This window comes from Arthrobacter sp. 2RAF22 (genome assembly GCF_052115325.1).
Taxonomy (GTDB): Bacteria; Actinomycetota; Actinomycetes; order Actinomycetales; family Micrococcaceae; genus Arthrobacter.
The window spans coordinates 462,039-474,725 of record NZ_JBFRGL010000001.1 but is presented as its reverse complement, the minus strand read 5'-3'; the positions used below and the strand labels follow the sequence as shown (position 1 = coordinate 474,725).

Below are 12,687 nucleotides of genomic sequence, written 5' to 3'. Positions count from 1 at the left end.
CAACCCCTACCAGAGCAACCCCCAAGAACCAAGGTAAGAGGCGCACTCATGACCCAGCCCGAACACGATCCCTTTGGCTTTGTTGGCCTGACCTATGACGACGTCCTGCTGCTGCCGGGCCACACCAACGTCATTCCGTCCGAAGCTGACACCTCCTCCCGGATCTCCAAGCGGATTTCGGTCCAGACCCCGCTGCTGTCCGCCGCCATGGACACTGTCACCGAGTCCCGGATGGCCATTGCCATGGCCCGCCAGGGTGGCCTTGGCGTCATCCACCGCAACTTGTCCATCGAAGACCAGGCCGACCACGTCGACCGCGTCAAGCGCTCCGAGTCCGGGATGATCACCAACCCCCTGACCATCCACCCGGAGGCCACCCTTCAGGAACTGGACGAACTGTGTTCGCGTTACCGGGTTTCCGGCCTGCCCGTGATCGACACGGACGGCCGTCTGCTCGGTATCGTCACCAACCGCGACACCCGCTTCGTTCCGGAGTCCGACTTCCCGCTGAGGCTGGTCAGCGACGTCATGACCAAGATGCCGCTCATCACGGGCCACGTGGGCATCAGCCGCGAAGAGGCTTCGCACAAACTGGCCACCAACAAGATCGAGAAGCTGCCCCTCGTTGACGAGCAGGGTCGCCTCAAGGGCCTGATCACCACCAAGGACTTCACCAAGGCCGAGCAGTACCCGCTCGCGACGAAGGACGAGGAAGGCCGCCTCCGGGTCGGCGCAGCCATCGGGTTCTTCGGCGACGGCTGGGAACGGGCCATGGCCCTGATCGACGCCGGTGTCGACGCGCTTTTCGTGGACACCGCCAACGGCCACTCGCAAGGTGTCCTGGACATGATCACGCGCCTGAAGTCGGATCCCGTCGCTGCCCACGTTGACATCATCGGCGGCCAGGCCGCCACCCGCGAAGGCGCCCAGGCACTGATCGACGCCGGTGCCGACGGCATCAAGGTGGGCGTGGGCCCGGGCTCCATTTGCACCACGCGCGTTGTTGCCGGTGTGGGCGTTCCCCAGATCACGGCTATCTACGAGTCCTCGAAGGCGGCCATCCCTGCCGGTGTTCCGCTGATCGCCGACGGCGGCCTGCAGTACTCGGGCGATATCGGCAAGGCCCTCGTGGCCGGTGCCGACACCGTCATGCTCGGCTCATTGCTGGCTGGTTGCGACGAGTCGCCGGGTGAGCTGATCTTCGTGAACGGCAAGCAGTTCAAGAGCTACCGCGGCATGGGTTCCCTGGGTGCCATGCAGTCCCGTGGCAAGAACACGTCCTACTCGAAGGACCGCTATTTCCAGGCGGACGTTTCCGGTGATGACAAGCTCATCCCGGAAGGCATCGAAGGTCGCGTCGCCTATCGCGGCCCGCTCTCCTCGGTGGCGTACCAGCTGGTCGGCGGCCTGCGCCAGACCATGTTCTACACGGGTGCCCCGACCATCGCCGAACTCAAGGCACGCGGTAAGTTTGTGCGCATCACTGCGGCCGGACTCAAGGAGTCCCACCCGCATGACATCCAGATGACCGTCGAGGCTCCGAACTACGGTTCCCGCTAGGCGTAAATTCCTATCCCAGGCAGTTCCAAGCGAGCCCGCCACCTCCACTATGGGGGCGGCGGGCTCGCTTATTTATCAGGCATTGCCTGTCGTCATGGTCTGCGTCACCCTGCCGGAACATCGCGCCGCACTGGGATAACCTAGAGCAGTGACTTACGAGATTGAGATTGGCCGTGGCAAGCGTGGGCGTCGTGCCTACTCCCTGGATGACATCGCGATCGTCCCCAACCGCCGGACGCGCGACCCCAAGGACGTTTCCGTCTCATGGCAGATTGATGCCTACAAGTTTGAGATGCCCGTGATCGCCGCACCCATGGACTCCGCGATGTCGCCTGAAACGGCCATCGCGCTTGGGCGGCTGGGCGGCCTGGGCGTTCTGGACCTCGAGGGCCTGTGGACGCGGTACGATGATCCCCAGTCCGTGCTGGACGAGATCTCTGCCCTTGCGGATGAAACGGCCAGCCCGACGGTCACCCGGCGCATGCAGGAGCTCTACAAGGCCCCCATCCAGCCCGAACTGATCACCACCAGGCTCGCGGAAATCCGCGCATCGGGCGTGACGGTGGCCGGCTCGCTGACACCGCAGCGCACCCAGGAACACTACAAGACAGTGGTGGCCGCCGGCGTCGACATTTTTGTCATCCGGGGCACCACGGTCTCGGCCGAGCACGTTTCAAAGAACCATGAGCCCCTGAACCTCAAGCAGTTCATCTATGAGCTCGACGTCCCCGTGATCGTCGGCGGGGCTGCCGGCTACACCCCGGCTTTGCACCTCATGCGTACCGGAGCGGCCGGCGTCCTGGTGGGCTTCGGCGGCGGCGCAACGACTACCACGCGGCGCGCCCTCGGCATCCATTCGCCCATGGCTTCCGCCATTTCCGACGTCGCCGCCGCCCGCCGCGACTACATGGATGAATCCGGCGGACGCTACGTGCACGTGATAGCCGACGGCGGCATGGGTACTTCGGGTGACATCGTCAAAGCCATCGCCATGGGCGCCGACGCCGTCATGCTCGGCAGCGCCTTGGCCCGTGCCGAAGAGGCCCCGGGCAAGGGCTGGCACTGGGGCCAGGAAGCCCACCACCTTGAGCTGCCCCGCGGCGACAGGGTCAACGTCGGCACCGTCGGTCCCCTCGAAGAAGTACTCTTCGGGCCGGGCCACCACACCAACGGCACGTCAAACCTGATCGGCGCGCTCCGCCGCTCCATGGCGACCACGGGCTATTCGGACCTGAAGGAGTTCCAGCGGGTCGACGTCGTCGTCTCGCCATACTCGGGCCAGTAGCTCCCGCTCGGGCCGCTTTAGCGCAGGCGAAAACCCTGCCCAAGCCGCTGGACAAGAAGTAGTGTGGGGAACTACGGGCTTGTGCGATGGGAGGCGTCCAATGAGCAGTGTTGCAGATGGTTCGCAAAGGATTGATGCATCAACCGGTGCGTTGAGTCCGGAGGCGCGGGAAAGATCCATCGAAGTCCTCAGGGGAACCACGGAGCCTGGCAAGGAACTCGACATCCTCATCGTCGGGGGAGGCGTAGTGGGGGCCGGGGCGGCGCTGGACGCGGTGACCCGCGGGTTGTCGGTGGGCATTGTCGAGGCCCGGGACTGGGCTTCCGGCACGTCGTCACGGTCTTCGAAGCTGATTCACGGCGGCTTGCGCTACCTGGAAATGCTCGACTTTGCGTTGGTCCAGGAGGCCCTCCAGGAACGTGGTTTGCTGATCCAGCAAATCGCCCCACACCTCGTGCGCCCGGTTCCGTTCCTGTATCCGCTGACCCGGCGTTTCTGGGAGCGGCCCTACGTTGGTGCCGGCATCTTCCTCTACGACACGCTTGGCCTCACCTCCGGCCACAGCCGCGGCGTACCCATGCACAAACACCTCTTCCGGCGCGGAACACTGCGGGCAGCACCCAGCCTCAAGAGCGATGCCTTCGTCGGCTCCATCCGCTACTACGATGCACAGGTCGACGACGCCAGGCTGGTGGTCAATGTCGTCCGCACGGCCGCACATTACGGAGCGCATGCCGTGAACAGGATGCGCGTGGTGTCGTTCGTGCGGGAGGGCGAACGCGTGGTCGGCGCCAAGGTGGAAAACCAGGAAGACGGCAGCATCATCGAAGTCCGCGCCAAGCAAGTGGTCAATGCCACCGGAGTCTGGACGGACGAGACCCAGGCCATGGTGACGGATCGCGGCCAGCTCAAGGTCCGTGCATCCAAAGGCATCCACCTTGTGGTCCCGCGCGACCGCTTCCAGTCCACGGTCGGATTGATCCTGAGGACTGAAAAATCCGTGCTGTTCGTCATTCCTTGGGGGCGGCACTGGATCATCGGCACAACGGACACCGACTGGAAGCTTGACAAGGCGCATCCTGCGGCGTCTACCAAGGACATCGACTATGTTCTTGAACACGTCAATCGTGTCTTGAAGCGGCCCTTGACCCGTGAGGATGTCGAAGGTGTCTACGCCGGACTGCGTCCGCTGCTGGCGGGGGAGAGCGACTCCACGGCCAAACTTTCACGCGAACACGTGGTGGCGCACCCGGTTCCAGGCTTGGTGGTGGTTGCGGGTGGAAAGTTCACCACGTACCGGGTCATGGCGAAGGACGCGGTGGACGAAGCGACCCGGGCCATGGACGAGCGCGTGCCGGCGAGCTGCACCGATACCATCCCCCTCCTGGGCGCCGAGGGATTCAAAGCCGCGTGGAACAGGCGGGGAAGAACCGCCGACGAGGCCGGGGTCCACGTTGCCAGGGTGGAACATTTGCTCAACCGCTACGGCTCCATGACCCCGGAAGTCCTCGCTATCATCAAGGACAACCCGGCGATGGCGGAGCCGCTGCCGGGGGCAGACGACTATTTGGCGGCAGAGGTCGTCTATGCCGCGACCCATGAGGGTGCCCGGCATGTCCATGACGTCCTGACCCGGCGCACCCGCATCTCGATCGAGTCGTGGGACAGAGGTGTTTCCGCGGTCCCTGTTGTCGCTAAGCTGATGGGAGAAATTCTTGGCTGGAGCGATGCGCAGCGGGAAAGCGAAATCAAGCACTACCTGGCCCGGGTGGAAGCTGAACGGCTCAGCCAACAGCAGCCCGACGATGAATCGGCCGATGCTGCGCGCATGGGCGTCGATGACATCGTTCCCCTCCGCTGAGCGGCCCGGGTTGGCTGGCCACACTGGAGGGAAAACGACTTGGCGGAACCACTGGACCCGTATGATGCCGAACTAACCACGCCGGAGACCGTCATCCTTGAGATGGAAGCGGTAGACAAAACAGATGCCGCGGGCCAGCTCGCGGAACGGCTGTACGCAGCCGGGCGCATCACGGACCTTGAGGGCTTCCTCGAAGTCGTCAACTCGCGCGAGCACCAACTTGCTACCGGGCTGCCGGGCGGCATTGGCCTTCCGCATGCCCGCAGCGAGTATGTCTCCAGGGTCTCCATCGCTGTTGGTGTCACGAAATTCGGTCATTCGTTGGACTTCGGCGCCAGCGACGGACCGGCCACGTTGGTCCTGCTCATCGCTACGCCCGCCAGCTCATTCTCGGACCACTTGGAAGTCCTCGCGACCTTGGCCCGCTCGCTGTCCAAGGAATCGTTCAGGGAATCCCTCCGGCGCGCCCACGATCCCGAAGTCATCGCCGAACTGATCAACTCCAGCTTGGTTTTCTTCGACCACTGAGGAAGGGGCAGGCCCTCCCGTTTAGCTGTTCTACAGCTTGACGAAGTACGGTTAAGGGGTGTTGAAAACCGCTCTGAAGCCCCGCTGGATCGCAGGACTTGTCTTTGCGCTCCTGCTCTCCGGGGTGTTTGTGCTGCTCAGCCAGTGGCAGTTCGGCAGATCCACCCAGAGCGACGCCCCGGTTGACGACCCCGCTGTGGAGCAGGTCAAGCCGCTTACCGGGGAATTGCAGCCTGGAACGTTCTTCCCGGGTTCGGCGTCGGACCAAATGGTCAGTGCCAAGGGTAGTTACGATCCCACCAAGCAGGTCCTCGTGGAGGGCCGGCTGCTCGCAGGGCAAAAAGGGTACTGGGTAGTGACCGCGTTTGCGGTCGACGGAGCACCTGTCCTCCACGGCGTCGGCGCAACCGGAAAGACGTGGATCCCCGTGGCCCGCGGCTGGGTCGCCGATCCCGCCCAAGCCGGTCCGCCGCCGTCGGGCACCATTGAACTGACCGGACGGCTCCTGCCGTCCGAGGCGCCGGTGCCAAACGTCGACGCCGGAGCGGGACGCGCCTCTGCGGTCTCCGTCGCGGAACTCATCAACACGTGGGACGTCTCGAGCTATCCCGGCTTCGTCGCCGCGACGTCGGAAGTATCCGCGGGCAAGACCCTCGAACTTCCAGCGCAGCTGAAGCCCTTGAATATCCCGGCCCAACCACCCAACCAACAGATCAACTGGCTCAACCTTTTCTACTCCGTGGAATGGGTTGTCTTTGCAGGATTCGCCCTCTACATCTGGTGGCGCATGGTGGCCGATGACTACCGGCGCACCCTTGAAGACGACGAGGAAGAGCCCGACGACGAACACCCGTCAGACGATTTGCCAGCAATTACCAAGCCAGAACAGGTAAAGCCATGATTGAGCCCAAACCGGCCATCCAGCCCGAACAGTCCGGAGAATCCGCCGCGAAGCCAAGGGCGGCCAAGAAGCGCCGCTTCGGCGGAACGACGGCGCAGATCCGCTCGGCCCTGAAGTTCTACAAAGTCATGGCTTACCTCACCGGCACCATGCTGTTGCTTCTGTGCGCCGAACTCGTCGCGCGCTATGTGTTCGGCGTGTATCTCTTCGCCGGCGGTACCAATGCGATCACCGGTCAGCCTTTCGGTTTCGGATTCGCCGACGCCGAGTCCAAGGCGGTCCTGGGCGGGGTCAACGTTTCCGTGGGGGTCCTGATCGTCCACGGTTGGATGTACGTGCTGTACCTCATCTCGGATTTCCGCTTGTGGTCGCTCATGCGCTGGCCGTTCACCAAGCTCGTCCTGCTCGCCTTGGGCGGCGTCGTCCCTCTCATGTCCTTCATCGTGGAGAAGAAGTTCCACTCTGAGGTAGAGATGGAACTCGCCGCGAATCCGCAGGCCTCCAAGCGCTACTGACGGGCGTGGTCCGGCGGTCACTGTGAGATCGCTAACGTCGGACTGGTTCCGGGGCTGATTTCCGGGCTTCACGACCGGCTTCAAGGTGCACCGGGGCATCCCGGCAAAGTAGGCTGTTACGGTGACTACTCCCACCGCACCCTTCAGTTCTGAAGCTCAGACTTCCCAGAAGCCGGTGCTGGTTGTTGACTACGGTGCCCAGTACGCGCAGCTGATTGCCCGCCGCGTCCGTGAAGCGAATGTGTACTCGGAAATTGTTCCGCACACGTTCACCACCGAGCAGCTTCTGGCCAAGAACCCGGCAGCGATCATCCTCTCAGGCGGACCTTCAAGCGTTTATGCCGAGGGTGCCCCGAGGGTTGGCGCGGACCTTTTCGAGGCCGGCGTCCCGGTCTTCGGTATTTGCTACGGCTTCCAGGCCATGGCGAACGCGCTCGGCGGCAAGGTCGCTCAGACCGGTCTGCGGGAGTACGGCGCCACCGAGGCCACCACCGTCGGTGAGGCGCGCTCCATCCTTGCAGGTGTCCCGGACTCCCAGAACACCTGGATGAGCCACGGAGACTCCGTTCACGAGGCTCCTGAAGGCTTCGAGGTCCTGGCGACCACCGCCGGAGCACCTGTGGCTGCTTTCGCGAACGAAGAGAAGCATCTCTACGGCGTGCAATGGCACCCGGAAGTAAAGCACTCCGTCCACGGCCAGCAGGTTCTGGAAAACTTCCTGTTCAACGGGGCAGGCCTGAAGCCGAACTGGACCACAGGCAACATCCTGGACGAGCAGGTGGACCGTATCCGCCGGCAGATCGGCGATTCCAAGGTCATCTGCGGCCTCTCCGGCGGCGTCGACTCGGCCGTTGCCGCAGCCCTCGTGCAGCGCGCCGTTGGCGATCAGCTGACCTGCGTCTTCGTGGACCATGGCTTGCTGCGCGAAGGCGAAGCCGAACAGGTCGAGCGTGACTTCGTTGCCGCTACCGGCGTCAAACTCTACGTCGCCAACGAGCAGGAGCGTTTCCTGTCCGCCCTGGCCGGGGTCAGCGATCCCGAAACCAAGCGCAAGATCATCGGCCGCGAGTTCATTCGTGCGTTTGAGGAAGCAGAGCGGGCCATCATTGCCGAGGCTGCGTCCGAAGGCGAGAGCATCAAGTTCCTCGTCCAGGGCACCCTGTACCCGGACGTCGTCGAATCCGGCGGCGGCGAAGGTGCCGCGAATATCAAGAGCCACCACAACGTGGGCGGCCTTCCCGAGGACCTGCAGTTCGAACTCGTTGAACCGCTCCGCGCGCTGTTCAAGGACGAGGTTCGTGCCGTGGGCGCGCAGCTCGGCTTGCCGCAGGAGATCGTCGGACGCCAGCCGTTCCCCGGACCTGGCCTCGGTATCCGCATCGTCGGCGACGTGACCAAGGAACGGCTCGACCTCCTTCGCAAGGCGGACGCGATTGCGCGGGCTGAACTCACGGCGGCCGGACTCGACAATGACGTCTGGCAGATGCCTGTCGTGCTGCTGGCCGACGTCCGCAGCGTTGGCGTGCAGGGCGACGGCCGCACCTACGGACACCCGATCGTGCTGCGTCCGGTTTCGTCCGAGGACGCCATGACCGCCGACTGGTCGAGGCTTCCGTATGACCTCCTCGCCAGGATCTCCAACAGGATCACCAACGAGGTTGATGGCGTCAACCGCGTGGTACTTGATGTCACCAGCAAGCCGCCGGGAACCATCGAGTGGGAATAGCATTCTGAGTGACCGGCCTCTGTTCCAGGGGCCGGTCACTTTGTTTTTCCCCTGAAATCAGCGCCAATTTGCCTTTCCACCAGTGTTGCGGTGCGGACTGCCGGTCGATTCCCGCTACCCTCGAAAGTATGCCGATTTGGTCCAAGTCGTCTCGAGCTATAACAGAAAAGAAGGCAGCGGTGTCAGTAGGTCAAAGCCACGAAGAGAGCTCCATAGAGCTTCGGAAATGGCTGTCGGGGCTCAAGCCCGTGACTGGCGCGGACACCATGCTGCGCTTCGTCAAGACGCCGGAAGGGTCGATAGACCTAAGCAACGGCCACCCCTCAGGCCTGGCACAGCTCCTCGCCGGACGTCGGACCCGTCTTTCCACCTTGATCCGGGATCGCCAGCAGTATCTTGTTGCCGCGCGTGCAGCCAGGAACCTTCGCTCAAAGATTTTCGAACTGGGAAATGACCGGGGAATCGACGCCGGCTATCTCTCCTGCGGCACGGTCGTGTGGACGTCGGCGGTGGGAGGGAAACCCCAACGAGTCTCCGCCCCCGTCATGTTGGCAGCCATCTCACTCACGGCGCGGCCGGGCGAAGACGACTACGAGCTGCAACTGACCGAGCAAGCGGGCATCAACCCCGCGTTGGTCCGGCATTTGAAGACCGTCCATGGAATCGTCTTTGACGTCAACGCCGTGAGCCGCATGGCCTACAACACCGCGCGCCTTGACCCGCTGCCGGTCCTCGACCGTCTTGCCACACTGGTACAACCGATCCACGGTGCCGAAGTAACCGCCAATCTCCTCATCACGACGTTGGCGGATCTGTCCGGGAACTTGGACGACCCCTGGATCAACGAGAACAACAGCGTCGTTGCCTCCCTGTTTGAAGCCGCCAACGGCGGCGATGTGGAACCCGAACCCATCAAGTCCGGACGGTTCCCGAACCTCGACGAGCGCGACCCCGCCGAAGAATCGCTGCTCCTGGACGCGGACTCGGATCAGCAGTACGTCGTGGATGCCGTCCGGGCAGGGGACTCGCTCGTGGTGAGCACCCCACCAGGCAGCGGCCAGACCCAAACCGCGATCAACGCCATCGGTGCCCTCGTCAACGAGGGGAAGTCGGTGCTTGTGGTGGGCGACCGGCGGGCGAGCCTCAACGGCCTGGCCGGCCATTTTGAAGCCCTTGGCCTTGAATCGATGCTGTTCAGGCCAGGCAACGGTGCCACGCCCCAGCAGCTCAAGGGTCAACTGATCAGCGCGATTATCCGCAACGAGAAGTCGCTGGAGCCGCAACTCGCGAATCTCCACAAGACCTTGACCGAGCACCGCCATGCACTCATGGACCACGTCGCGTCTTTGCACAACGTACGCCAGCGCTGGGGGTGCTCGCCCTACCAGGCAATGCAGTCGCTCGCGGAGCTCACCTCGATCCACCCTGCCCCCGCTACGACGGTGCGCTTGAAGCGCAGCGTGCTGGACAATATCAAAGACCGGGCCGAGCTGGCCGAGAGACTGCGCCGCGCTGCGGAGCTTGGCAGCTTCAGCCGTGAATCGACGTCGAGCCCTTGGTACGGGGCCCGCCTGGTCACGCGCAAGGAGACCGAGGAAGCCCAGCAACTGGCCAGGAGTGCCGCCGAACAACTTCCCCGGTTGCGTGAACGGATGAACCAGGTTGCGGAGCACTCCGAAATCCGGCTTGGGGCGAACTTCGCCGAATGGGGCGCGCAGCTTGAACTCTTGATGGCGGTCCGGGAGAGCCTGGACAAGTTCACCCCGGATATTTTTGACCGGCCGGTCCACGACCTGATTTCGGCCACCGCTACCTCCGCTTGGCGCCGTGAGCGGGGAGTCGAGATGCCCTCGATGCAGCGCTCCCGCTTGCGTCGTGTGGCAAAGGAATATGTCCGCCCCGGTGTCCACATTGCGGATCTGCACAGCTCCTTGGCGCTCGTTCAGGAACAGCGGGCACTGTGGGCCCAGTACGCGACCACCCAGCGCCATCCGGCAGTGCCCTCCGGACTTGCCGACCTCGGCGCGAGCTACCGCGAACTGGACCGGGATCTCCGCCGCTTGGGCGATTGCCTCCAACACACCGCGGCCGGCGGCGACCTCCACGCGACGCGCTACGAGGATCTCATGGAGCGGCTTGAGCGCCTTGTGGCGGACACCGGCACTTTGGAGACGCTCCCGGAGCGCACGCTTCTGGTCGAGAACATGCGCGAGCACGGACTCGCCGAGCTTCTTGCTGACCTGGCTGAACGCGAAGTGCCTGCCGAATCTGTTGCCGCGGAACTGGACCTCGCCTGGTGGCAGTCCGCCCTGGAAGCGATGATCAGCGGTGACGACTACCTCGCGATGTCCGACGGCGATTCCCTTCGCCGTCTCGAAGCGGAGTACCGCCTGGCGGACCACGCGCACATTGCCAGCGGGGCCGCGCGCCTGCGGTGGAAACTTGCCGAAATGTGGCGGGCTGGAATCGCCGAACACCCCCGCCAATCGGAGCTCCTGCGGAACCTGATCAAAGACGGCCGCGTTACCCTGTCCGCGCTCAGTGCCCAGGCGCCCGCCCTTGTGTCCCGCTTGGTTCCGGTGTGGTCCATCAGTCCGTACCTGCTGACGAGCCTCTTGCCCGCAGAACAAAAATTCGACGCGGTGGTGATTCTCGATGCCGAGAGCACATCGTTGCAGGCCGTCCTGCCGGCCATTGCCCGGGCCCAGCAAGTGGTTGCCTTTGGCGACGCGAAGATCGCCAATGCCCGCACTTTCAGCGTCGCCGTGGAGCCACCCATGGCCGGAGCCGCAAGCCAAGACACCGTGGACAGTGCATTCAATGCCCTGGCCAGGGTCCTGCCCACCTGGCAGTTGAACTGGGTGTATCGCGCGGTCGACGAAGATCTCGTGCTGCAGTTGAGCAAGAACTACTACAACGGTGGCCTTCGCCGGCTGCCGGACGGGCAGTCCGTAACCGGGTTGGACCGCTCGGTGGTAGTTGAGTACATCCCGGATGGTACTGGCCTTCCCGGGGCGGATCACGAAGGTGTCGAATCGGTCGCCGCGGAAGTGAACCGTGTGGTTGACCTGGTGTTTCAACACGCCAGTCTGCGGCCAAGGACCTCGCTCGCCGTGGTCACCGCAAGCCTGCGGCATGCCGCAAGGATCGGCGAGGCCATCAGGCTCCAGCTCCCCAACTATCCGCTGCTCTCGGGTTTCTTCAACGCCGGTGCGGAGTCCTTCCGCGTGGTGGATTTGGAGCGCGCACAAGGACTGGTCCGCGACCACATCATCTTCTCCCTGGGCTTTGGGCGCACCCCGCACGGCCGGGCTCTGCACAGTTTCGGGCCGCTCTCCGTAGAAGGCGGGCGAAACAAGTTTGCCTTGGCAATGACCCGATCCCGGAGGTCGTTGCACGTCCTGAGCTGCTTCCGTCCGGAGGACCTCGACCTGGACAGGTTGGCTCACGGCGCCGTTGATTTCCATGAACTCCTGGACCRTGAATTGTCCGGGAATTCGGACCTGGGGACGCCCGCCACCAGGGCTGCTGCCAGCGAGCAGGCGCTCGGTGAGGATCCGTTGGTGGCGGATCTGGGCGAGCGGCTCCGTGCACGCGGAGCCCGGGTGTGGCACCACTACGATGGAGCCTTGGACATTGCCGCGGCAGCCGATCCCGTGCACACCATAGGTCGCGATGACACCGAAATGCCCACCCCGGTGGCCATTGAATCGGATGGCACGGAACGGTACCGCCGCATGAGCGTCAGGGAGCGCAGCAGGCTCCGGCCCCAACTTCTGGAACGCCTGGGTTGGCGTTACATGTCCTTGTGGACCATTGAAGTATTCACGGATCCTTCGTCCTGCGCCGACCGCATCGGTTCCTATCTGGGGCTGGAGAAGCCGACGGCACCCTCGTATGGTGCCGTCCAGGATGGATTCCTGGATGTTGATGTTGAACAATTGGAACTGAACAGTCAGGCGGACCAGGCCACGGCCGGGCCTGATGGTATGCAAGGCTCCCGCGGTACGCAAGGCACTGGCTCGGGACCGGCGATCCCCTAAGGAAGCGCAATGGCGGAAAGCAAAAGCACTCAATCCAAGCGCGCTGCGGACACCAGTGCCGATGCGCTGGGCCCTGACGCGGAGTTGGACGAGCAGGAGAAAACAAAAGTGAAGCCCGCACCGGAGCGGAAGCCGGCAGGAGAGAGTATTCTGCCCAAGAAAGCCTCCGAGGATGATCCACGCCGTTGGGGCGATGAGCCTGGCTATGACCACGACGCCTGGCTGAAGGAGCAAAGGCCCCCGCACTGGGGCTGAACCCTCCATTTGC

9 protein-coding genes are annotated in these 12,687 nt (G+C 63.8%); all 9 read left to right on the top strand.

Annotated elements, in window-relative coordinates; genetic code table 11:
* The first annotated feature begins 48 nt into the window (after positions 1-48).
* The 9 genes from guaB to AB4068_RS02085 all read left to right on the top strand — a co-directional run bounded on the left by guaB (position 49) and on the right by AB4068_RS02085 (position 12,674).
* Positions 49-1,560 (top strand): IMP dehydrogenase, encoded by a 1,512-nt coding sequence (gene guaB / locus AB4068_RS02125; RefSeq protein ID WP_284991334.1) that lies wholly within the window; start codon positions 49-51, stop codon positions 1,558-1,560.
* 148 nt (positions 1,561-1,708) lie between these two features.
* Positions 1,709-2,845, top strand: coding sequence for a GuaB3 family IMP dehydrogenase-related protein (locus AB4068_RS02120; protein ID WP_441432550.1), 1,137 nt, complete (start codon positions 1,709-1,711; stop codon positions 2,843-2,845).
* A 100-nt stretch (positions 2,846-2,945) separates the two neighbouring features.
* Complete coding sequence (locus AB4068_RS02115) at positions 2,946-4,706, top strand: glycerol-3-phosphate dehydrogenase/oxidase (RefSeq protein WP_059387421.1); 1,761 nt, start codon at positions 2,946-2,948, stop codon at positions 4,704-4,706.
* Positions 4,707-4,745: 39 nt separating this feature from the next.
* Positions 4,746-5,234 carry a PTS sugar transporter subunit IIA gene (locus AB4068_RS02110; protein ID WP_059387422.1) on the top strand — a complete coding sequence of 163 codons (489 nt, stop codon included), beginning with the start codon at positions 4,746-4,748 and terminating at the stop codon, positions 5,232-5,234.
* Positions 5,235-5,292: 58 nt separating this feature from the next.
* The gene (locus AB4068_RS02105) at positions 5,293-6,135 is read left to right on the top strand and encodes an SURF1 family protein (protein WP_306958936.1); all 843 of its coding nucleotides are present in this window, start codon (positions 5,293-5,295) and stop codon (positions 6,133-6,135) included.
* Positions 6,132-6,650, top strand: coding sequence for a DUF3817 domain-containing protein (locus tag AB4068_RS02100; RefSeq protein ID WP_059387423.1), 519 nt, complete (start codon positions 6,132-6,134; stop codon positions 6,648-6,650). The genes AB4068_RS02105 and AB4068_RS02100 overlap by 4 nt, the downstream gene beginning before the upstream one ends.
* A 121-nt stretch (positions 6,651-6,771) precedes the next feature.
* Positions 6,772-8,376, top strand: coding sequence for a glutamine-hydrolyzing GMP synthase (guaA, locus tag AB4068_RS02095; RefSeq protein ID WP_284991339.1), 1,605 nt, complete (start codon positions 6,772-6,774; stop codon positions 8,374-8,376).
* 128 nt (positions 8,377-8,504) lie between these two features.
* Entirely contained in the window at positions 8,505-12,419 is a 3,915-nt protein-coding gene (locus AB4068_RS02090) for an AAA family ATPase (protein ID WP_441432549.1), read from the top strand.
* A gap of 9 nt (positions 12,420-12,428) precedes the next feature.
* A complete protein-coding gene (locus tag AB4068_RS02085; RefSeq protein WP_370872179.1) occupies positions 12,429-12,674 on the top strand; it encodes a hypothetical protein in 246 nt (81 codons plus the stop codon).
* Positions 12,675-12,687 lie beyond the last annotated feature (13 nt).

Coding starts and splice junctions, on each gene's coding strand:
- guaB (WP_284991334.1), top strand. CDS start 49: ATGACCCAGCCCGAACACGATCCCTTTGGCTTTGTTGGCCTGACCTAT.
- AB4068_RS02115 (WP_059387421.1), top strand. CDS start 2,946: ATGAGCAGTGTTGCAGATGGTTCGCAAAGGATTGATGCATCAACCGGT.
- AB4068_RS02100 (WP_059387423.1), top strand. CDS start 6,132: ATGATTGAGCCCAAACCGGCCATCCAGCCCGAACAGTCCGGAGAATCC.
- AB4068_RS02085 (WP_370872179.1), top strand. CDS start 12,429: ATGGCGGAAAGCAAAAGCACTCAATCCAAGCGCGCTGCGGACACCAGT.